This window comes from Altererythrobacter sp. KTW20L, from assembly GCF_023501975.1.
Lineage (GTDB): Bacteria > Pseudomonadota > Alphaproteobacteria > Sphingomonadales > Sphingomonadaceae > Alteraurantiacibacter.
The window spans coordinates 266,127-287,278 of record NZ_JAMFLH010000002.1; the positions used below are offsets into that span (position 1 = coordinate 266,127).

The following is a 21,152-nucleotide window of genomic DNA, read 5'->3' on the forward strand; positions in this document are numbered from 1 at the left end:
CGCGGTTCCCTTATCGGTATTCGACCGCAGCATATGCTCCAATAGGCTTAAATTCGGGTTATCAGCCTGCCCGATCTGGTTTCCGGACCCTAGTTTCCGGCGCGGCGCAGGGCCTGCATACAGGCGAGCAGGTCCACTTCGGCCCCGTCGCTCGACCGGCGCGCCTCCAGCCAGGTCGATTCGGGTTCGGCACCCGGGCGCAGCGGGTAGAGGTACACGTCGAGCACGCAGGCCTCGCTGGCGAACTGCAGTTTGCGCATGTCGCCTTCGGCCACATCGAGGCGCGGCTGGCCGAACTGGCGCACCAAGCTGGGCGCGCGTTCCCGCACCACGCCGTCGAGGCCAGGGCCGCGCATGATTTCCGGCGTGCGGAACCCGGCGACCGGCGGCGGCGGCGGGGCGGTGGGAGGCACGCGCGTGACGACAGGCGGGCGCGTGATCGGCGGGGCCGGTTGCGGGCCGGGCTGTGGTTGCGGGACGGTAGAAGCGCAGGCGGCAAGCGCCATGCTGGCCAGGGCAACAGCTATCAGGCGCATGTCAGGTTCCGCTGCTCCGTGCAGGTCTCGGGCGGTGGACCAGATGGGCCGCTCCGGCTGCCCCGAGCACCGGGGCGATGAAATTGGCGAAGGGCACCACCAGCAATGCGGCGATAACTCCGCCCAGCGCCAACCGTTCCCCGCGACTTACCGGACACAAGGCCGGACCATGCCCATCGCCCGAATGCCGGTGCCGCAGCCACACCATGTCCTGGAGGTCGCGGCCCACCAGCAGGGCATTGACCGCCCAGAACAGCAGGGCCGGGCCGATCCCCGTGACCAGCAGCAACAGGGCAAAGGGCAGGGCAGCAAGGTTGAACACCGTGGCCCGCCCCGCACTGCCGAGGCCTGCCCTCACCTGATCGCCCAAGGGCAAGTCCCGCGCGGCGCTGGCGGCGTGGGGATAGAACCGCGCCTCCACTGCCCGCACCACGTCCTCGGCATAGAACTGGATCACCGCCATGGCGACAACCCGCCATACCAGCCACAGCCCCGCCAGCGCCAGCAGCAGCGATGCCGCGCCGCGCAGCCCCTCGGCCCCGGCAAAGCGCGAATCGGCGAGGCCCGCCCGGGCCAGCAGCCAGTCGAAGGCGAACCAGCCAGCGGTTGCCACCACAAGGAACACCAGCACGGTCACGCCCAGGCTCTTGGCCAGCACGCGCAGCACTGCGGGATCGGCCAATTGGCCGAGCGCGCGAACGAGGCTGGTGAATACGGCGGCCATCGGCACTTGCGATTGCCCGAGCTTGCGGCCAAGTCAATCGCGCAAGTCTGACCTCACTTACGGGAATCTCCATGTCCGCACCTCGTTATGATGTAATCGCCATCGGCAATGCAATTGTCGATGTAGTGGCCTCCTGCTCGGACGAGCTGATCGAGGAGCTGGGCATGGCCCGCGGCGGCATGACCCTGATCGACGATGCCCAGGCTCAGGAACTCTACGATGCGATGGGCCCGGCGCGCGAGATTTCGGGCGGTTCGGCCGCCAATACCCTAGCGGGCCTGTCGGCGCTGGGTGCCCAGTGCGCTTTCGTTGGCCAGGTGGCGGACGACCAGTTGGGCCAGGTCTTCGCCCACGATATCCGCGCTGTCGGCATCGACTATGACACCCCGCCCCGCAGCGGAGAGCCCGCCACGGCCCGCTGCCTCATTTTCGTGACGCCCGATGGCCAGCGCACGATGAACACCTTCCTGGGTGCCAGCCAGTACCTCCCCGCCTCGGCGCTGGACGAGGAAGCGGTCGGCGGGGCCTCGATCCTCTATCTCGAAGGCTATCTGTGGGATCCCGAAGAGCCCCGCGCCGCGATGCGCCGCGCGATCGAAAGCGCGCGGGCTGCTGGCCGCAAGGTTGCTTTCACGCTGTCCGATGCCTTCGTGATCAGCCGCTATGGCGATGATTTCCGCGCGCTGATTGCCGATGGCCTGATCGACATCCTGTTCGCCAACGAAGTGGAACTGGCCGCGCTCACGCAGACCGACGACTTCGAGGCCGGACTTGCCAGCCTGTCCGCCAGCGTGCCACGTGCTCGTGGTTACCCGCAGCGAAAAGGGCGCGGTTGCCGTGGCGCATGGCGTGCGCGCCGAAGTGGCCGCCGAACCGGTCGAAAAAGTGGTCGACACCACTGGCGCAGGCGATCTGTTTGCCGCCGGGTTCCTCGCCGGATACGTCAAGAACAAGCCGCTCGACATCAGCTTGCGGATGGGCGCGATCGCGGCGGCTGAAATCATCAGCCACTATGGCGCGCGGCCCGAGGTTGACCTTGCCGAACTGATGGCGGCCAAGCTTGGCTGACCGGCCATAAACCGTAAAAAGCGGGTGACACAGGTTACACCGTGTCACCCATCATTTTTCCTTCGCGCCAGACTTGCACCCGCAAGGTAACATCAGTTCTCCAACGGGCGGCGGGCCAAAAAGCAGATATGTCCAGACAGGCGTAATTTCAGGTAGTTGCGCTTTCTTGCGTCCCAATTGTTCAGGCGACCCTTCGCCTCGACAAGCGGGTAGTAGAGGCTGAAATTCTTGATTCGCAGGCTGGTGATCCGCCGCATGATGAGGGCCATGCCCTCCATGCCCGGTCGCATTTCCATAAGATCAAGGCCGTTGTCCTCCATGATCCGAAAGACGCCATACGGTGTGTAATTGAAGATCGAGTAGGAGTGATAAGGCTCAAGGTTTGACATTGAACCGACGAACATCCCGCCCGGCTTTAATACCCGCCGGATCTCCGCCACAACCTTGTCCGGGTGGCGGACGTGTTCGAACACCTGACGGCTATAGACGATATCGAATGCGGCGTCTGCAAATGGAAGATCGGTGCCATTGTAACTGTGGAAGCGGGCATCCTGCTTGCTGCGCTGGGTAACTTCGGGGGAGCCTTCGATGTCCACACCGCAATAGTCCGCTTGGGGCATCGTGGAGGTGACCAGATCAAGGCCGCGTCCGTCTCCGCAGCCAAGATCGAGTACGCGCAGCGGGCCATCAACACGTCTTGCGGCTTCTGCAAGCATCTGTTCGGCCGAAGACACGCGCGCATCGTCATTCGGAATGCAGCGGGCGATTTGCTCGAATTCTGGACCCAGCATGGTCAGCGTTCTCCTCGTCCTATTTCGCGCCAGCCAATATCGCGCCTGCAGAAGCCGCTCGCAAAGTCGATCCGGTCCACCGCCGCATAGGCGGCTGCCTGTGCGGTGGCAACATCGGCGGCCCGCGCGGTGACACTGAGCACGCGGCCGCCATTGGCGCGCAAGGTGCCGTCTTCCTCGTCGATCACGGTGCCGGCGTGGAACACCATCGCGCCGCCAGAATCCTTGGCAGCCTCGGCATCCTTGAGGTCGATCAGCCCGCCCTTTTCAGGCGTAGCGGGATAGCCGTTGGCGGCCATCACCACGGTCAGCGCGACATCCTGCGAAAACTTCGGCGGCGGCATCGAGGCCAGCGCCGAGGTGGCGGCGGCATAGAGGTAATCGGCCAGATCATCCTCCAGCCGCATCATCAGCACCTGGCATTCAGGATCGCCGAAGCGGCAATTGTATTCGACGAGCTTGGGGCCGTCCTCGGTCAGCATAAGCCCGGCATAGAGCACGCCGACATAGGCCATGCCATCGTCGGCCATCTGCTTGACTGTGGGGGCGATGATCCGGCTCATCACGAAGCCGCGCTGATCGGGGGTGAGCACGCGCGCGGGGCTGTAGGCGCCCATGCCGCCGGTATTGGGGCCGGTATCGCCATCGCCCACGCGCTTGTGATCCTGCGCGGTGCCGAAGGGCACGATGGTGGCGCCATCGGTGAGCGCGAAGAAGCTCACTTCCTCGCCGGTCATGAATTCCTCGATCACCACTTCGTTGCCCGCGTCCCCGAACGCGCCATCGAACATGTCTTCCAGCGCGGCCTCCGCCTCGGCGCGGGTTTCGGCGATGACGACGCCTTTGCCTGCCGCCAGCCCGTCTGCCTTGAGCACGAATGGCGCTGCAAACCCGTCGAGCGCGGCTTTCGCCTGATCAAGCGAGGTGGTGCGGACATAGCCGGCGGTGGGAATGTTTGCCCGCGCGCACAGGTCCTTGGTAAAGCCTTTGGACCCTTCAAGCTGGGCGGCGGCGGCAGAAGGGCCGAACACGGCCACGCCTTCGGCACGCAGGCTGTCGGCCAGGCCATCGACCAGCGGGGCTTCGGGGCCGATCACGACAAGGCCGATATGCTCCTGTTCGCAAAACGCCAGCACCAGTTCGTGATCGGTCACGTCGGTCTCGAAGCATTCCGCATATTGCGCTATGCCCGGATTGCCGGGGCAGGCGAACAGCTGTCCGCCCTCGGTCGCGATCGCGTGGGATTGCGCCAGCTTCCAGGCCAGCGCATGTTCGCGTCCACCCGATCCCAGCAAGAGGATGTTCATGCCCGGCCCTTTTTCCGATTTCGATTCTGCAGATGAAGGGCTGGTAGCCAAGGAGCGCGCCGGGGACAATTCCGCAGCCCTGTCCATCACCGAGATTTCGCAGGCGCTGAAGCGTACGGTGGAGGACCGGTTCGGCTTTGTGCGGCTGCGCGGCGAGCTTTCGGGCGTGAAGCGGGCGGCATCGGGGCACTTCTATTGCAGCCTCAAGGATGAAGGCGCGGTGCTCGATGCGGTGATGTGGAAGGGGTCGGTCCAGCGGCTGGCCTTTCGCCCGGAAGACGGGATCGAGGTGATCGCGACGGGCAAGATCACCACCTATCCGGGGCGGTCGAAGTACCAGATCGTGATGGAAAGCATGGAGATCGCCGGCGAAGGCGCGCTGCTGGCACTGCTGGAGAAAACCAAGGCGCGGCTGCAGGCCGAAGGGCTTTTCGCAGCGGAGCGCAAGCGCGCCCTGCCGTTCATCCCGCGCCGCATTGGCGTGGTGACGTCGCCAACAGGTGCGGTGATCCGCGATATCCTCCACCGGTTGGCCGACCGCTTTCCCAGCCACGTGCTCGTCTGGCCGGTGCTGGTGCAGGGCAACGGCGCGGCGGCGCAGGTGGCAGCGGCGGTGCGCGGGTTCGGGGCGATGCCCGAAGGCGAGCGGCCCGACTTGGTGATCGTGGCGCGTGGCGGCGGCTCGATCGAAGACCTGTGGGCGTTCAACGAGGAAGTGGTGGTGCGCGCTGTGGCCGATTCGCCGATTCCCGTGATCAGCGCCGTCGGGCACGAGACCGACACCACGCTGTGCGATTTCGCCGCCGACCGGCGTGCGCCAACGCCCACGGCAGCGGCGGAAATGGCCGTGCCGGTGCGTAGTGAACTTGCCACCTCGCTGGCCGAACTGGGGCTGCGGCAAAGGAAATGCGCGCTGCGGCCCGTTGCCCTGGGGCGCGAGCGGCTGGAGGCCCGCGCGCGCCATCTGCCCCGGCCTGACCAGTTGCTGCAGCCGCAGGCGCAGAAGCTCGATGACCTGGGCGAACGCCTGCGCCGCGCGCTGGTGGACCGCGCGGCGGCGGGGCGCGAGAAGCTGGGTGCGCTGCGCCTGTCGCCCGCCATGCTCCAGCGCGGCTGGCGCGATGCAAGGGGGCGGCTGGAAACTGTGCGCCTTGTTCCCGCGCTGGTCCTGCGCCCTCTGGCCGAGCGCCAGCAGCGCCTTGCCGCGCTGGCCCGACTGGCGGAACAGTTGCACCCTGAACGCCCCTTGCAACGCGGCTATGCCATGGTGCTGGATAGCGCGGGCAAGGCGGTGACCAGCAAGGCTTCAGCCCAGCGACAGGCCGCATTGGCTATCCGCTTTGCCGATGGCGATCTGGACGTCGTGCCTGCTGGGGCGAAGCGCTCACCCGCTCCCAAACCTACGGCACCCACCAACAGCCAGCCGAAATTGCTTTGACCCGCGCCACTTGATAGAGACCACCCCATGCTGATGTCCGCTTCCGACAAACCCGCCACGCTGATCTATGGCCCCAACGGCTTTCGCGTGGTCCGCCCCGGCACCTTCGTGCTCTGCGCTGTCACCGGCCAGCCGGTCGATCTGGAGGAGCTGCGCTACTGGAGCGTAGATCGGCAGGAGCCCTATGCCAGTGCCGAGATTTCGACCCGGCGGGCGCTGGAGCTTTAAGGGCAATGCGCCCACCTGTCAGGATCGTGTGGCTGGCCCCGGCTGCTCTTGCCGTTGCAGGGTGCCAGGTGGTCCCCGCCAGCGACGCCCCGCCCCCGCCCGAGGAAGTCATTGCGGTAGCTGCTCCGGTGATCCAGCCGGTGCCGCCGCCCCCTTCCGCTCCGCCGCCCCCGATCCCGCTGACCCCCTTCACCTATGCCGGGGAATTGACGCAGGGCGGCTGGATTCGCGGGCAGGCACCCACCGGGACCGTGGCCGCGCGGCTGGGCGAACAGGCGCTGGTGCTGGATGAGCAGGGCCGCTTCTTCGCCGCCTTCGACCGCGATGCGGGCAATCAGGCCGTGCTCATCGCCACCCTGGCCGACGGGCGGCAGGTGACCGAGACCCTGGCCGTCTCCCCCCGCGACTGGCAGATCGAGCGGGTCAACGTGGCGCGCAGCCCCGGCGGATCAAGCGCCGCCTTCATGGAGCGCCGCCGCCCCGAATTGGCCCGCATCAACGCCGCCCGCGAGGTCAACGCGCAATCGCAGGGCTGGACGCAACAGTTCATCTGGCCGGTGACGGGGCGCATCTCCGGCCGCTTCGGCTCGCAGCGGATCTATCGCGGCGGGGAGGCGGGCGCCTACCATTCCGGCCTCGACATCGCCGGTGGAAACGGCACGACCTATGTCGCGCCTGCCGATGGGGTGGTGACCCTGGCGACCGACCAGCCGTTCAGCCTCGAAGGCTATCTCCTGATCATCGACCACGGCCACGGCCTCAACAGCGCGTTCCTGCACAATTCCGCCCTGCTGGTGCGCGAAGGCGACGTGGTCAGGCAGGGCCAGCCGATCGCCCGCATCGGTTCCACCGGGCGATCGACCGGGCCGCACCTGCACTGGGGTATCAAGTGGCGCGATGCGCGGCTCGATCCGCTGCTGTTCCTCGGACCCATGCCCTGAGCAAGGGCGTGCGCCGCACCATCGACGGGCGGCGCGCTTTCGCCGTGGGGCTGTTCTCGACCCTGATGCTGTCGCTGGTGTGGGTGCGGAGCGAACCCTGGACCGTGCCGGCGGCAGAAGTGCGCGAAATGCCCGTGACCGTGGACCTTCCGGCCGAACGCGACGGCTTTGTCCGCGAAGGCGTGTGGCACCTGGACAGCCCGGGCATGATGTTCGGCGGCTATTCGGCCATGCTGACGATCGGCGAGCACGAGTTGCTATTGTTTTCCGATCGCGGATCGTCGCTCACATTCCCGCTGCCTGGCACCCGTCTGCCGCCGGACCATCCGCGCCGGGCAAGCTTTTCCAACGTATGGGACATCGGCCCCTTTTCCGACAAGTTCCCCGATATCGAATCGGCGACCCGCCATCCGGAGACGCGCGACTACTGGTTGGGCTTCGAGAATTTCAACGCCGTGGTCCGGTATGATCTGACGGGCCGGTTCATTGCCGCGCGCCAGCCGCCCGAGATGCGCCACTGGCCGGTCAACGGCGGGCTGGAGGCCATGACCCGGCTGGCGGACGGACGTTTCCTGCTGCTGCCCGAAAGCAGGCTGCGCGGCCTGCTGTTCGACGGCGATCCGGTCGAAGAGGGGGCCACGGCGCGCGCGTTCCGCTTTGCCCTGCCCGAGCCATATTATGCCACCGGCATGGTCCTGCTGCCGGACGGGCGGGTGCTGGTGCTGGGGCGCGGGCTGCGGTGGGGCTGGCTGCCGTTCACCGCGCGCCTGTTCGTGGGCGATCCGGCGCAGATCGGCGAACAGGACCCTTGGCAGCTGCACGAAGTCCTAGATCTCGATGCCATTATCCCGCGCGAGAACTGGGAGGCGCTGGCGGTCACCCCGCTGGACGATGGCTCCATCCGCATCTGGATTGCCTCGGATGACAATTTTGCAGCCCTGCAGCGCACCCTGCTGGCGCAACTGCACTGGACACCGCCGCCCGCCGAATCGGGCATCGCACAAGACGGGCAATGAAAAGGGCGCCTCGCCATATGGCGGGCGCCCCTGTCATGTACCAAAGCTGGCGAATCAGGCTGCGGTCAGCGCCTTCTTCAGCTCGCGCTTCACCTTGACGGCATTGGTCGAGAGCTTCTCGTCGCTGGTCTTCATCAGCCAGTTGTCGAGTCCGCCGTTGTGCTCCACCGAGCGCAGGCCGTGGGTCGAAACGCGGAACTTGAAGCTGCGATCGAGCTTTTCCGAGATCAGCGTGACGTTCTGCAGGTTGGGCAGGAAGACGCGCTTGGTCTTGTTGTTGGCGTGGCTGACATTGTGGCCGGTCTGGCGGCCCTTGCCGGTAAGTTCGCAGATGCGCGACATGACAAAATCTCTCTTGCGAGTGTGAATCGGTTGCCGACCATTAGCCGGAAGAAGGCGGGCGCATACAGTGGGGCCCAGGAGTCGTCAAGCAAATGGGGGTCGTCAAGCAATCGCGGGCCCATCCGGCTGCCATTGCGGTTGGCGCTGCCAGCGGTTAGCGCCGTGGCATGACCCGCTGGCCGATCCCCCTATCGATGCAACAGGCGCTTGAACAGGCGCGGCTGGCGGCCGCAGCGGGCGAAGTGCCGGTGGGCGCGGTGGTGGTGAAGGACGGCGAGGTGATCGCCATGGCCCACAACAGTCCGCGCACGCTGCACGATCCCACGGCCCATGCCGAACTGCTGGCTATACGCCGGGCCGCCCAGGCGCTGGGTCAGGAACGGCTGGAAGGCTGCGACCTCCATGTCACGCTGGAACCCTGCGCCATGTGCGCCGGAGCGATCAGCCACGCCCGCATCGCCCGCCTCTATTACGCCGCCAGCGATCCCAAGGGCGGTGCGGTGGAGCATGGAGCGCGGGTGTTCGACCAGCCGCAATGCCTCCACCGGCCCGAAGTATATTCCGGCATGGGCGAGTGGGAAGCGGCGGAATTGCTGCGCGGGTTTTTTGCCGCAAGGAGGTAAGCGCTCGCAGAGGCGCAGAGGCGCAGAGGCGCAGAGAAGTGGCGCCCAATCCGCGTAGCGGCGTCATGCAGGCCCTAAGGGATACTGCGGCTTTGCCGCTTGCAGAATTTCCTCTGCGCCTCTGCGCCTCTGCGAGCGCCCCTTTTCTACAGCCCCCGCCAGATCCGCACCGCTGCACCATCCTCCGGCCCATAGCGTCGCGGCGTGCAGCGGGCGGGGCGGAAGCGGCGATCGTAGCACAGGCGCATTTCTTCCAGCCAGCCGCGCTCGTTGACCTTGAGGCCCACGTGCTCGGCCTCCCAGTGCGGATTGGCATCGGCGAAGGCCTCGCGAATCGCCCCTGCGGTCAGGCCCTCGCGGCGCGACAAGCGGTCGAAATCGGGGAAGCGCAGCGAATTCCACAGCACGCGGGTGACGCTGAAATAGGTCTCGGGCGTGCCCACCATGCAGCTGCCGTGCTTCGCCCATTCATGCGCCAGCAGCCGGGTGTCGGGCGTCATGCACAGGTTCTGGCGCAGGGCGGCGGGGCCGGGCTGGCGGCTGGTGGGGCACCATTGCGGCCATGATTCGCCGCGCCCGTTGGGCCACAACCCGTGGACGATAAAGCCAAACCGCCCGTCCTGCCCCGAACACTGGCGCGCATTGCGCGCACTGTCCTCGCGGGTGCGGCAGAATTCCGGGCTCCACGACAGGGCCAGGGTATAGCCTGCGACCGGCATCAGCCGGGTGGGGCCGTCCTGTTCGACCTGAGGGACCGATAGCGGCGCCGAGGCGGCCGGTACGGCGCATTGATAGGCCTGGGCCAGCGCGGTGCCCGGCATGAGCGACAGCATGGCTGCCGCCAGCGCGGCCGCGCCTATTCGCCCTTGCTGGATAACCATGCCTTTGATGCCGGACGGAAAAGGAACCACAAGGCAGCGACCTGCAGGGCCAGGGCCACTACCCCCAGCAAGGCCGACATGCTGGACTCTCCTGCCAGCGATTGCGCCACCGATTGCGGCAGCATCGCGGCGTTGTAGACGACCAGCAGCAGCAGGAGCCACTTGATGAATTCGATCCGCAGGCGCGCGACGAGGAACCACAGGCCCAGCATCAGTCCGAAACCGATCCCCGCGCCAACCAGCAGGGCGGTACTGCCCATGCCCTCGACCCCGGCCTGGGCCATCTGCTGCTCCATCAGGGCGGAGAACCGCCCGTAGCTCAATGCGAAGTTTGCCACCCCCACGGCCAGTGCGCCGAGGAACAGCATGTCGAACTTTTTCATCGAATCCGGTCTCATCGACGTCCTCCTGCCCGCGTTAAACCCGGAATGGCATTCACAGCGGGGTGAAGTCCAGCCCCACATCGGCGGCGGGGGCGGATTGGGTGAGGCGGCCGACCGAGACATAGGTCACGCCCGTGGCGGCCTTGGCGCCGATGGTATTGAGATTGATGCCGCCGCTCGCCTCTGTCGGCACGCGACCCGCGACCTGCTCCACCGCCTGGCGCAGGGTGGCCACGTCCATGTTGTCGAGCAACAGGTGGCTGGCCCCGGCCGCCAGCGCCGGTTCGATCTGGTCGAGCCGGTCCACTTCGCAGATCACGCTGGTCACGCCTGCAGCAATGGCGCGGCGCACGGCTTCGCCCACGCTGCCCGCCACGGCCACGTGGTTGTCCTTGATCATCGCCGCATCCCACAACCCCATGCGGTGGTTCTGCGCCCCACCCATGCGGGTGGCGTATTTTTCCAGGTGGCGCAGGCCGGGGATGGTCTTGCGGGTGTCGAGCAGGGTCGCGTGCCCTTGCATGGCATCGACATAGGCGCGCGTCATGGTGGCGATGCCCGACAGGTGCTGCACGGTGTTGAGTGCGGCGCGTTCGGCGGTCAGCATGGCGCGGGCGTTGCCCGACAGGCGCATCAGGTCGGACCCGGCAGGAACGCTCGCACCCTCCTCCACCAGCACCTCGATGGCCATGGCGGGATCGAGGCTGCGGAAAAAGGCCACGGCAATCGGCAGGCCCGCCACGACGATGGCATCGCGGCAGTCCATCACGCCGGTAAACCGTGCCTCGGCGGGGATCACGCTATCGGCCGTCACATCGCGCCCGCCGCCCGGCAGGCCTACCCCCAGGTCCTCGTCCAAAGTGGCACGGACGAACTGGGCGAGGTCGAAGCCGGGGAGGGTGAAATTTTCCATCGACACCCACTGCCAAAACCGCCCGTTCGTGTCGAGGAGGACACTTGTTTTCCCCACCCCCATCCGAGGACGAACGCCCGGATGGGCGTTCGAAAAGCAAACTAGTGCACGAACCGCGCCACGACATCCCGATATGACCGGCTCACCTTCACCTCCGCGCCCGAATCCAGCACCAGGAAGCATTCCCCGTTGGTGTGCGGACGGACCTGGCGCACCAGGTCGAGGTTGACGATGGTCGAGCGGTGGACGCGCTGGAAATTGCGCGGATCGAGCCGACGTTCAAGGTCCTTCATCGTCTCGCGCAGGATCAGCGAATTGTCGCCGGTATAGATGCACATGTAGTCGCCGGCGGCCTCGATATGCTCGATGGTATCGACATCGACGCGGAAGATCTGGCCGCGATCCTTGATGTTGATCATCTTTTCGAAGCGGGCGGAAACCTCGTCCTCGCCCGCGCCCATTTCCTCCAGGCTTTCGGGGCTGACTTCGGCCAGCACGTCCTTCAGTTTTTCCGCCTCTTCCGCGCTGCGCTTCTCGGAAAGGCGCTGGCGCACGCGCTCAATGGTATCGGCGAGCTTGGCCTCATCCACCGGCTTCATCAGGTAATTGACGGCGTTGGCCTCGAAGGCGCGGATCGCGTGTTCCTGGTAGGCGGTGACGAAGACGAACAGCGGCGGCTCGATCTCCATCACGCCCTTCACCACGGAAAACCCGTCGAACCCCGGCATCTGGATGTCGAGGAATACGAGGTCGGGCTTCTCGGTCTTGATCGCGCGGATCGCCTCGCGGCCATTGGCGCAGGTGCCGATCACCTCGACATCGGGAAAGGCTTCCAGCCGCAGTTGCAGGCCCTGGATGGCCAGTTTCTCGTCATCGACGACGATGGTGCGAATGGTCATGGTGTAGTTCCAATCGGCTGTGCCGCGGCAAGCGAGCCGGCGGCTGGGGTTGCGGGCATCCTGGCTTCTTCCGCCCCCTCGGCCGAAGCATCCCTTTCGAAGGGAATTTCTATAACGACAGTAAAGCCTCCTCCGGGCGGCGTGGCAATCTCGAAACGGTGCTGCTCGCCATAGGCCTGGGCCAGCCGGTCGCGAATATTGGCGAGGCCCACGCCGGTGGAGACCGAGCGGCCCGCCCCCGGGCTGCTGTCGATGATATCGTTGCGGCGCGAGCCCTGCAGGCCCGGCCCGGTATCGGCCACGGTCAGTCGCAGGCGGTTGCCCAGCACCTGCGCCGCCACCGAAATTCGTGCACCTTCCTCCTGCGCCGAAACGCCGTACTTGATGGCGTTCTCGACCAGCGGCTGGAGCAGCATGGAGGGGATCATGGCCTGGGCGGCATCGGGATCGATGCGGAATTCGGTGCGCAGGCGCTCCTCGAACCGCATCCGCTCGATCTCGAGGTAGAGCTGCAGCGTTTCCACCTCCTGCGCGATCGTCACCCGCACGCCGGGCTGCATCACCAGGGTGTGGCGCAGGAAACTCGACAGGCGGGTCAACATGGCGTTGGCGGGGGCAGTCTGCTTGAGGAGGACGAGGGTGCTGATCGAATTCAATGTGTTGAACAGGAAATGCGGGTTCAGCTGGTAACGCAGCATGGCCAGCTGCGCCGCCGTGGCCTGTGCTTCCAGACGCTCGAGCCGGTCATTCTGTTCCTCAACCGTCAGGAAGAAATTGATCGCATAGTACAGCGCCGACCAGGCCCCCAGCAGCGGCGCATCGAGATAGGACACCACCAGCAGCAGGCTGGCGAAATTGCCTTCAGCCCCACCCTGGTAGATGCTCAGCGTCCAGGCATTAATGAAGGCGCTGACCGCCACTGCCGCTGCCAGGGCCACGGCAGTCAGACCCCAGGTCACCAGCGGGCGGCGGTTGATCAGGTAGGAATAGATCACCGACAGGATCAGGCTGATCGACAGGCCGGTGATGGCGGCGATCAGCGCCAGGACCAGGTAATCGAGCGGCCGGTCATTGGCCACCACCGTGGCGCTGCGGAACACCATGGCCCCGCCCCAGCCGAGGAACTGCAGCCGCCAGAAAGCGCGGTTCTTGTCGGCGAAGAACGGCGTCGGCTTGAACGGCAGCATGGCGATGGTGCCGTTGGCCACCGGCCCCCCGGCCGAAGGAGCGGGTTTGCGGGCAGAAGTGAAACGACCGAGCGCCATGCCGCTGCGCCCGCGCCTAGCTGTTGCGGGCCTGGCGCGCTTCGGCCACGGCGCGGCCGATCGCCTCGCGGCCCACGGCACCATCCAGAGCACGGTCGCCCACAATCCAGCTCGGCGTGCCGGAAATGCCCAGCGTCTGCGCCATGAAGACATTGTTCTGCAACTGCGCCTCGAACTGCCCCGCGGCAATGGCGGCATGGGCGCGCTCAAGATCGACGCCAGCGGTAGTGGCTGCCGCATCGATCGAGGCGGACGTGACCTGGCCCATGGCGAACATGGCATTGTGGAACGCCTCGAACCTGCCCTGTTGCGCGGCGGCCAGCGCCATGCGCGCGGCGTCGGCGCTTTCGGCGCTGAGGATCGGATATTCGCGGATCACCACTTTCAGGTCCGGATTGGCGGCGATCAGTGCGTTCACATCGGCCACGCTCTGGCGGCAGAAGGAACAGGCATAGTCGGTGAATTCGACCAGGGTGATCGTGCCTTGCGGATTGCCCAGCACGGCGCCGGGGAACGGCGTCTCGATCTCGGCCCGCATGGGCTCGATCCGCTCCAGCGTCTGGCGGCGCTGCAGCTCGGCCATGGCCTGGGGCAGCACTTCGGGGTTTGCCATGATGTAGGCTTCGGTCTGGCGGTCCCCCAGTCCGGATAGGGCAAAAGCCGCCGCACCGGCAAAACCGGCGATCAGCGAAACGACAATGGTGGCAATCCAGCGCATAGTCAGGCCTCGGACCCGATAGCAGTACGTCCGAGGCGGTCCAATGGCGAACATATCGGGCCAAAGGGGCTGCGGGGAGGGCTGGTGGCCCTTCCAAAGCCGCTTTGGTTCGAGATGGAAGCCATTGGATCGCCCCACAGGGGTTTGGCCAGAATGGCCCATTGCCCCGTCAGAAAAGCTTGAAATATCGACATATTACTGCGCTTTTCCTCCTTGCACTGAGCCATTCTGACTCAAACCTCGGGCGCGCTGCTATCGGGTCCGAGGCCTTGCGCCTAGCGGCGTTCTTCCTGCCGTTCAATCTGCGCGCGCGCCTGGAGGCCCACGTCCTGTGCGCGGATCCAGTCGGGCGAGCCGGTCGGCAGGCCCTGCTCGGCCCCGCGCGCGCTCATCAGGGCGGCGCGCGGGTTGCCGCTCATGATCTGCTGTTCGGCGCTGGCGAGCTGGGCGCGCGGGATATCGCCACGCTGGCCATAGACCACGCCCAGCTGGTACCAGGCAAAGGGATTTTCCCGATCGCGGCCCACGGCGGCGCGCAGCACGCGCTCGGCCTCCTCCAGGTGCATGGGGTTTTCGGTGGCCAGCAGGGCATGACCCAGCATGGGCGCAATCAGCGGGTCCGATCCGGTCAGCGCGACGGCGCGCCGCAGCGGATCGAGCGCTTCCAGCGGGCGACCGGATTCGAGCAGGATCTGGCCTTCCAGTTCAAGGAAATAGGGATTGTCCGGTTCCATCGCCAACAGGGCCTCGGCCTCGGCCAGGGCCATGTCGACCCGCGCATCCTTGTGAAAGGCATAGGCCCGGGCATAGCGCGCGGGCACGCCGGTCATATAGACTGGGAAGGCCTGCAAGGTCCGCTCGGGCGTGGAGAGATAGCCGAACAGCTTGGCCTTGATCCGCTCGAACCTTTCCTGGATCTGCGGATCGCCTGGCGCATCCCATGCCGCATCGGCCTCGTAATCGGCGCGCAAGGTGGCGATGCGGTTGCCCGACAGCGGGTGGGTGCGGGCATATTCGGCTTCCTGCGGGATGCCGCGGCGGAATTCGTAGCTTTGCAGCTTGCGGAAGAATTCGAGGCTGCCGCGCCCGCTGATTCCGGCGGCCGACAGGTAGGCGACCCCGGCAGCGTCGGCGCTGGCCTCCTGGTCGCGGCGGAAACCGAGATAACTCGTCATCGCCGCCTGCTGGCCCAGCGCCATCACGCCCATCGCCGCCTCGCCGCCACCCGCCAGCGCCGCGGCAATGCCTGCCAGGGTGGACAGCAGGGTGATGCGCGTGGCGTTACCGGCGCCTTCGGAATGGCGGATGATGTGCCCGCCGGTGATATGGCCCAGCTCGTGCGCCAGCACGCCCTGCACCTCGATCGCGGTGTCGGCCGTGGCGATCAGCCCGCTATGGATATAGACCCGCTGTCCGCCTGCCACGAAGGCATTGATCGAATTGTCGTTGATCAGCACCACGTCGACCGCACCGTAACCAAGGCCCGCCGCCTCGGACAGGGGGTCGATCATGTCTTGCAGCAGTTGCTCGGTCTCTGCATCGCGCAGGATGCTTTGCGCGGCAACCGGGGTGGCGGCAGCGGACAACAGCGCGACGACAGCGACGAACCGGACCAGACCTTGGACGAGGGACAGCATGCGCCGATGCTAGCGCACCGGGCCATGAACAGGAACTGAAGACTTGCCTTATGCGGTCAGGCCGCCAGCTTGCGTGCTGCGCGTTCGACCAGGCCTGCATCGGCCGGCACTTCGCCCAGAACCTCTACCATGCCTGAAGCACCACGGCGGACCATGACCAACGCGAACTCCGCGCCGTCTGTGGCGATGTCGGAGAAGCTTTGCGGGGCCAGCGCGCGCAGTTTGCGGGCAGTGGCCGGGCGCGGAGCACTTGTGTCACGGGCGGGGCGGTTGCTTGCGTCGCGGCGCAGGGCGCGTTCGCTTGCCACCACGCCTTTAAGGCCCCCATCGATGCTGGCGAGATAGCCCCCCAGCTCGCCCTGGCCGAGGCCCATGCGCTGCGCGTGGAGCAGGGCCGTGGAATATTCGGTGAGGCGCGTCTTGTCGTAATCTGCCCCGAACACCAGCTTGACCAGCGGCGTCATCGGAGCGCGGCTTTGCATGGGCAGGCCCGCATCGGCGAGCATTTCGGAAAATTCCTCCGGCTCGCGCGCTGCGGCAAGGGCGAAATCGTGCGCCCGGCCGATTGCTTCGTACAGCGCGCCGCGGGTGCGGTCCTCGCTGCTGCGTGCTTCCAGCGCCTGCTCGCGGGCGGCGGCCAGCCAGTCGGCCAGGCTGGTCGGCTGGTCAGCTGCGATTTCAAATGACGGCCCGGGAGCAGCGGCGAGCGATCCGTCCGCTTCGTCCAGCCCGAACGACGGGACAGGCAGGGCAGTGTCACAGCCTTGCGGGGCACCGGGACCATCGGCCCAATCGGCCAGTTCGGTGGGCGACGCAACGTCTAGAGCCTGGCCGATCTCCAGCAACAGGGCATCGGTCGTGCGGGCGTCGGCCATTTCCTTCCAGTTGATCACGCCGAAGATGAAATCAATCGTCTCGTCGTCGCTGGAAAAGGGCAGCAGGATGCCGCGATAGGCGATGATGTTGCCGCGCTGGTTGACGAATTCGGCTTCGAACCCGATCGGTGCCTGGTTGGCGATGATCTGCATGTAGTGATCGGTGATGCGTGACAGCAGCGAGCGCGGGGGCACGTCGGACAGGCGCGAAATGACCGCGCCGTTTGCGCCGCATTCCTCGGCCAGGGCTGCGCCGAGGAAGGCCACTGCCGGATCCTCGATCCCCTTGGAGAAGTCGAGCAGCACGCCGTGCGGGCCGAAATCGGGCAGGAGCTGCGGATCGAGATCCTCGACATTGGGGAAATTGCGGTCTTCGAGCAGGGCCGCCCAGAAGTTGTAGGCCCGCACCTGCATCCGGCGCTCGTCCGCACCTATTGCGGCGGGGGGCGAATCATTGCCAACCTCGTCCTGGAGCAGGAGGTCGCCGTCCTGATCGTCCAATCCGGACTGGCCGGACCCTTGCGGGCTGTCGTAACCGCCGAAATTGCCGCGCAACGTATCCATCGCAGGTAAATCCCCAAATCTTTCAATGGGGGTCCTTTTGGCGCGACGTGGTAAATATTCGGTGAAGTTGCGCCGCTTTGCCTGCGTTACAGCAGGTAGCGCATGCGGATCGTCTTGTGCACCGGCGCGGCGCCGACATCGAAAGCGGCCTCGTCGAAGCCCGGCGGGCCCATGCGGACCGGCGCATCGCGCGAGAAACCGAACCCTTCGCGCGGGATCATCGACAGCACCCGGTCGGCCCGGCCATTGCTGTTCTCGTCATGCAGCAGTGCCACGGCATAGGTTCCCGGCTCGACCCGGTCGAAGCGCAGCACCAGCCCATCGTGGGCCTGCATCGACAGGCGGTGTGAGGCGGGATCGTCGCGGCAATCGGGGAAATGGTCTGGCCGAGTGGTGAGGCAGGCCTGGACCATCCCGTGATCGTTGCGCAGGTTCGAGACGGCAATGCGCACACTGGTGGTCGGCACGGCGGACTTGGCGGGAAGGGCGGGGAGCACCACTGTGGAGCTCGACAGGGCCAGGATCAATAGAGCGAGCGCGCCGACAAGCCGCGGTCGGTGCCGCACAACCGGTCCCAGAAACGGAAATAGAGCCCGAAATTGCATAAATACTCATCATGATGCCGCTGGTGGTGGCTAGCTGTTATCAGCCAGTACCCTGCCCGCGAATGAACAACCCAGCGGGGAAACATCTCCCATCCCATGTGGTTCGTCACGCCCATAACCGTCATTATCAAGAGCACAAGCCCCAGCATGCCCACATGGATGGGGATTACGAAGACCAGCAGCGGGATCACCAGCGCGCCGGTCAGTGCCTCGATGGGGTGGAAACTCATCGCTGCCCAGGCAGTCGGCGGACGGCTGGCATGGTGGACCGCATGGGCCAGGCGAAACCAGCGCGGCACGTGCATCAAGCGGTGAGTCCAGTAGAACCAGGTGTCGTGGAGGAACAGGAAAGCGAGCAGGCTGAGCGGCATGTACCACAGCGGATAGGCGGCCGGATCGGTATAGATCAGCGTCCAGCCGAGGTCCTGCCAGGCCCAGGCCACCACGCCTGCCGGTATGCCATAGATTGCCGCCGACATCAGCGACCAGCCTATCTCGCGGCGGATCTGCGGTTCCAGCCCGTCGTACAGTCCGGGGCGCACCTTGCGCGTCGCCCAGGCGAACACGCCGCTGGTGACAAGGTAGCGCACACCGACGATCAGGGTCATGGCCAATGCGGAAAGGATGATGGCGACAGTCACGCGCGATCCCTTAGCAAAGCGGTGCGTGGCCGAACAGGCCGACCTTGATCACCCCCCTATGATCGCTCCCTATTCCGGTCGCCCCACGGCCCACGGCTCGCACTGCGGATCGAGCAGCACCTGATGGCGGCGCAGCGCGGCGCGGGCGAGGCGTTCCACTTCCACCTTGCGGCGGGCCGGGGCGAGCGGCTGGCTGGGGGCGGGGCGGATGATCTCCGCATCATATTCGTCGGCCACGATCACGCCGCACAGGTCAGGGCGGAAATCCTCCCCTTCCAGGCAGGCGCGATCAAGTTCGGGCGGCAGGCCCCAGAAGAAACGGTCGCAAAAATCGAGATAGTCGGGCCACTTGCCGTCACCCATCAGGTCTCCGCGGGCGCACTTTATCTCCACAATCACGATCCGGCCCTTGGGATCGACCCCCATCAGGTCCGCCCGCCGACCGTTGCGCAGCGGCATTTCGGGAATCATCCAGATATCGTTGCGGGCAAACAGCCGCCCGATCCCCCGCGCCACGGCGAGCGAGCGCAGGCCCGAAGCACCTGCCAGGGGAGGGGTGCGCAACGTGTCGGAAAGCGAATCGGCCATGGCGCGAAACTGGAACGAAATGCGAACACCGTCAAGCGTTGCCCGTATGTCGGCCGTGCGAATCAGGCGATGCGCAAAGGCCCCCTGCCGCCGCTGGACGGCACCAGCGTAAGGATCGCCGCGCGGGCGCGGACATATTCCTGCCACAGTGCGCGGGCGGCCGGACGGGTATCGGCGCCGCGGGCGTTGATTGCCAGGAGCGCAGCCATTCCCGGCTCCATCACTGCGGCAAGATCGGCCACGGCGTTCTCGGCCAGGGTCCGTCGCCACGGCGCGGTTTCGCGGATGAGGACAGGGAAATTGCGCGCCTGGTTTTCGACCGGCTCGGGCGCGAGCCCGGCCAGTGTTGCCACCACGGCACCGGCATCGCCCAGCGCGGCCCAGCGCATCGAGGTAGCGCTGTTGCCGCTGGCGCCACGATCAGGCGCGGCGCGACCGGACGAACTGCCCACTGGCAAGAAGCCCGGTGGCGAGAAAGATGGCGGAACGGCGTTCATCGGACAAACCGATAGCGCCGCCAGCCTTGCCAATTGGTTAGCGGACCCCCGGGCGAATGGAACGAATTGGTGCCGTTCAGTCGATATCGTCGAAGCCGAGGTCGATATTCGCGCCCTCACCCTCGGCGCCCGTGGTCAGCCGGTTGTTTTCCGAACAGACATATTCGCGAATCGGGAATTCGTTATCGAGGCGATAGGCGATGCGGGTGACCAGCGGTTCGACCAGCACCTCGGGATTGGTGATGGTATATTCGATTACCAGTTCGCCCGGGGCCTGGAGCCAGATATGCTCGTGCACGTGGCTCGCTTCGGTATGCGGGATGCCGGCGACGATGTTGGTCCGCGGGTGCAGGCCGATGGTATCGACAATCAGCTTGTCGCCTTCCCAGAAGCCGACCGAATTGCCGGTGTAGAACAGGTCGAAATCTTCCGGCAGCGGGCGTCCGTCGGTATAGATCCGGCGCGCCTGGGAATAGGCTTCGGTCAGGATCGTCACGCGCCCGGGCGAGAACAGGATCTCGATCGGATAGGGCTGCTGCATCACGCCGGGAATGCCGGGCGGCAGGCACAGCGCCTGGGCTTCCTGGTTGGGCCCGTTCTCGCGGATCGAGGCCTGGTAGGCATCGAAGGCCTCCTGCGCCGCCGGGGTCAGTACCGGGCGCGCCGCGGCCCGGCCGCCGAACAGCAGGGTCCAGTCAGGGTACCAGATGCCGGTCCAGTCCGGCAGGCCAGTCACTTCGGCATAGCCGGTGGCGCGATCGGGCACATAGGCCTCCTGCGCCGTGGCCGGCACCATGATCGCCAGCGAACCGATAGCTGCCCCGCAGGCCAGTGCCCGCGCGATGTTTGCCCCGAATTTCATCCCATTCCCCTCCCGGAAATTCCTGTCCGGCCTGCGCCGGGCTTGCCCGACAATTGCCGATGTTGCCTGCTTTTGCCCATGCAATTGATGTCGCAATTCGTATCAAGTCAAGCAGGCGGGTTGATTCTGTCAAACTGATAGTGGCAATATACCCGAAGGATCGTCAGGGAGCGTTCAGGCAGGCAAGGCCAAGCGCGATCCGAGGAGAGAGAACATGAACATCAGCATTGTCCGTCGCGGCCTGTTGGGTTGCGCGCTGGCACTGGCCGGGGCAGCCACCTTGTCGGTGCCCGGCTCTGCCCATCATTCCACCGCCATGTTCGCCTGGGGCCAGGAAACGGCGATGACCAACATGACCGTCGAACGGTGGGAATGGACCAATCCGCACACCTTCATCTATGCCCGCGATGCGCAAGGCAACCGCTGGGCCTTCGAAGGCATGAGCCCGAACCACTTGGTACGCTATGGCTGGTCGCGCCGTTCGCTGGCACCGGGCCAGGTCATCAGCCTCACGCACTATGCCCTGCGCGACGGGCGCAACGGCGGCTTCAACGTCACCGTGACCAAGCCCGACGGCACCCGCCTGAACCAGTTCGGCGAGCGCGGGACCACGCAGTAGGCACAGGCCACCACGCCGCGATTAGGTCTTGGGCCACACGAATAGGACTTGGCGCGCCGCCCGCCCCTTGCTAGGCGGCGCGCTGCTGCACCCGTAGCTCAGCTGGATAGAGTACTGCCCTCCGAAGGCAGGGGTCACAGGTTCGAATCCTGTCGGGTGCGCCATATTCTTCAGACAGTTACGGCGAATTT

The 21,152-nt window shown here is 65.9% G+C and carries 24 protein-coding genes, 1 tRNA gene and 1 pseudogene; 8 read left to right on the forward strand and 18 right to left on the reverse strand.

Features of this window, described 5'->3' with window-relative positions:
* Positions 1-89: 89 nt before the first annotated feature.
* Both M3P36_RS02940 and M3P36_RS02945 read right to left on the reverse strand, forming a co-directional pair.
* Entirely contained in the window at positions 90-536 is a 447-nt protein-coding gene (locus tag M3P36_RS02940) for a hypothetical protein (protein WP_249700544.1), read from the reverse strand.
* Between the two features lies 1 nt (position 537).
* Positions 538-1,260: an EI24 domain-containing protein gene (locus tag M3P36_RS02945; RefSeq protein ID WP_249700546.1), complete on the reverse strand. Its 723-nt coding sequence runs from the start codon at positions 1,258-1,260 to the stop codon at positions 538-540.
* A 71-nt stretch (positions 1,261-1,331) separates the two neighbouring features.
* Between M3P36_RS02945 and M3P36_RS02950 the strand changes: the two are divergent.
* Positions 1,332-2,328 (forward strand): annotated as a pseudogene (locus M3P36_RS02950) (adenosine kinase).
* A 92-nt stretch (positions 2,329-2,420) separates the two neighbouring features.
* Here the strand turns inward: M3P36_RS02950 and M3P36_RS02955 are convergent.
* Both M3P36_RS02955 and purD read right to left on the reverse strand, forming a co-directional pair.
* Entirely contained in the window at positions 2,421-3,119 is a 699-nt protein-coding gene (locus M3P36_RS02955; RefSeq protein WP_249700549.1) for a class I SAM-dependent methyltransferase, read from the reverse strand.
* A gap of 2 nt (positions 3,120-3,121) precedes the next feature.
* Complete coding sequence (gene purD / locus M3P36_RS02960; protein WP_249700551.1) at positions 3,122-4,426, reverse strand: phosphoribosylamine--glycine ligase; 1,305 nt, start codon at positions 4,424-4,426, stop codon at positions 3,122-3,124.
* Here purD and xseA point away from each other — a divergent pair.
* Genes xseA through M3P36_RS02980 form a run of 4 tightly spaced genes read left to right on the forward strand, consistent with a single transcriptional unit; the run spans position 4,425 to position 8,049 of the window.
* Complete coding sequence (xseA, locus tag M3P36_RS02965) at positions 4,425-5,864, forward strand: exodeoxyribonuclease VII large subunit (RefSeq protein WP_249700554.1); 1,440 nt, start codon at positions 4,425-4,427, stop codon at positions 5,862-5,864. The two genes, purD and xseA, sit on opposite strands and share 2 nt — an antisense overlap.
* A gap of 27 nt (positions 5,865-5,891) precedes the next feature.
* Positions 5,892-6,092: a DUF2093 domain-containing protein gene (locus M3P36_RS02970; protein ID WP_249700556.1), complete on the forward strand. Its 201-nt coding sequence runs from the start codon at positions 5,892-5,894 to the stop codon at positions 6,090-6,092.
* A gap of 5 nt (positions 6,093-6,097) precedes the next feature.
* Complete coding sequence (locus tag M3P36_RS02975; RefSeq protein WP_249700559.1) at positions 6,098-7,033, forward strand: M23 family metallopeptidase; 936 nt, start codon at positions 6,098-6,100, stop codon at positions 7,031-7,033.
* 8 nt (positions 7,034-7,041) lie between these two features.
* The gene (locus M3P36_RS02980; protein WP_249700561.1) at positions 7,042-8,049 is read left to right on the forward strand and encodes an esterase-like activity of phytase family protein; all 1,008 of its coding nucleotides are present in this window, start codon (positions 7,042-7,044) and stop codon (positions 8,047-8,049) included.
* 54 nt (positions 8,050-8,103) lie between these two features.
* Here M3P36_RS02980 and rpmB read toward each other — a convergent pair whose 3' ends face one another.
* Positions 8,104-8,391, reverse strand: a complete 288-nt coding sequence (rpmB, locus tag M3P36_RS02985) for a 50S ribosomal protein L28 (protein ID WP_249700563.1) — start codon at positions 8,389-8,391, stop codon at positions 8,104-8,106.
* A 167-nt stretch (positions 8,392-8,558) separates the two neighbouring features.
* On the opposite strand from rpmB, the gene M3P36_RS02990 reads away from it, so the two are divergent.
* Positions 8,559-9,014, forward strand: a complete 456-nt coding sequence (locus tag M3P36_RS02990) for a nucleoside deaminase (protein ID WP_249700565.1) — start codon at positions 8,559-8,561, stop codon at positions 9,012-9,014.
* A gap of 146 nt (positions 9,015-9,160) precedes the next feature.
* Here the strand turns inward: M3P36_RS02990 and M3P36_RS02995 are convergent, their stop codons facing one another.
* The 13 genes from M3P36_RS02995 to M3P36_RS03055 form a co-directional block, all read right to left on the reverse strand.
* Complete coding sequence (locus M3P36_RS02995; protein WP_249700567.1) at positions 9,161-9,895, reverse strand: ribonuclease T2 family protein; 735 nt, start codon at positions 9,893-9,895, stop codon at positions 9,161-9,163.
* Entirely contained in the window at positions 9,871-10,293 is a 423-nt protein-coding gene (locus tag M3P36_RS03000; protein ID WP_249700569.1) for a hypothetical protein, read from the reverse strand. The genes M3P36_RS02995 and M3P36_RS03000 overlap by 25 nt, the downstream gene beginning before the upstream one ends.
* Before the next feature lie 37 nt (positions 10,294-10,330).
* Complete coding sequence (gene nadC, locus M3P36_RS03005; RefSeq protein ID WP_249700572.1) at positions 10,331-11,191, reverse strand: carboxylating nicotinate-nucleotide diphosphorylase; 861 nt, start codon at positions 11,189-11,191, stop codon at positions 10,331-10,333.
* A 101-nt stretch (positions 11,192-11,292) separates the two neighbouring features.
* Positions 11,293-12,090 carry a LytR/AlgR family response regulator transcription factor gene (locus M3P36_RS03010; protein ID WP_249700574.1) on the reverse strand — a complete coding sequence of 266 codons (798 nt, stop codon included), beginning with the start codon at positions 12,088-12,090 and terminating at the stop codon, positions 11,293-11,295.
* Entirely contained in the window at positions 12,087-13,283 is a 1,197-nt protein-coding gene (locus tag M3P36_RS03015; protein WP_249700629.1) for a sensor histidine kinase, read from the reverse strand. The genes M3P36_RS03010 and M3P36_RS03015 overlap by 4 nt, the downstream gene beginning before the upstream one ends.
* 88 nt (positions 13,284-13,371) lie before the next feature.
* Positions 13,372-14,073, reverse strand: coding sequence for a DsbA family protein (locus M3P36_RS03020; RefSeq protein WP_249700577.1), 702 nt, complete (start codon positions 14,071-14,073; stop codon positions 13,372-13,374).
* Between the two features lie 275 nt (positions 14,074-14,348).
* Positions 14,349-15,710, reverse strand: coding sequence for a M48 family metalloprotease (locus M3P36_RS03025; protein ID WP_249700579.1), 1,362 nt, complete (start codon positions 15,708-15,710; stop codon positions 14,349-14,351).
* Between the two features lie 56 nt (positions 15,711-15,766).
* Positions 15,767-17,149 carry a PAS domain-containing protein gene (locus M3P36_RS03030; protein WP_249700581.1) on the reverse strand — a complete coding sequence of 461 codons (1,383 nt, stop codon included), beginning with the start codon at positions 17,147-17,149 and terminating at the stop codon, positions 15,767-15,769.
* An 86-nt stretch (positions 17,150-17,235) separates the two neighbouring features.
* The gene (locus tag M3P36_RS03035; protein ID WP_249700583.1) at positions 17,236-17,676 is read right to left on the reverse strand and encodes a DUF2141 domain-containing protein; all 441 of its coding nucleotides are present in this window, start codon (positions 17,674-17,676) and stop codon (positions 17,236-17,238) included.
* A complete protein-coding gene (locus tag M3P36_RS03040) occupies positions 17,673-18,395 on the reverse strand; it encodes a sterol desaturase family protein (protein WP_249700585.1) in 723 nt (240 codons plus the stop codon). Before M3P36_RS03040 ends, M3P36_RS03035 begins: the two co-directional genes overlap by 4 nt.
* A 69-nt stretch (positions 18,396-18,464) precedes the next feature.
* Positions 18,465-18,983, reverse strand: a complete 519-nt coding sequence (locus tag M3P36_RS03045; protein ID WP_249700588.1) for an MmcB family DNA repair protein — start codon at positions 18,981-18,983, stop codon at positions 18,465-18,467.
* A gap of 62 nt (positions 18,984-19,045) precedes the next feature.
* Entirely contained in the window at positions 19,046-19,480 is a 435-nt protein-coding gene (locus tag M3P36_RS03050) for a hypothetical protein (protein ID WP_249700590.1), read from the reverse strand.
* A 76-nt stretch (positions 19,481-19,556) separates the two neighbouring features.
* Complete coding sequence (locus M3P36_RS03055) at positions 19,557-20,342, reverse strand: hypothetical protein (protein WP_249700592.1); 786 nt, start codon at positions 20,340-20,342, stop codon at positions 19,557-19,559.
* Positions 20,343-20,556: 214 nt separating this feature from the next.
* Between M3P36_RS03055 and M3P36_RS03060 the strand changes: the two genes are divergently transcribed.
* Both M3P36_RS03060 and M3P36_RS03065 read left to right on the forward strand, forming a co-directional pair.
* Positions 20,557-20,961, forward strand: coding sequence for a DUF6152 family protein (locus tag M3P36_RS03060; protein WP_249700594.1), 405 nt, complete (start codon positions 20,557-20,559; stop codon positions 20,959-20,961).
* Positions 20,962-21,048: 87 nt separating this feature from the next.
* Positions 21,049-21,125: transfer RNA gene (locus M3P36_RS03065), tRNA-Arg, on the forward strand.
* Positions 21,126-21,152: the final 27 nt, after the last annotated feature.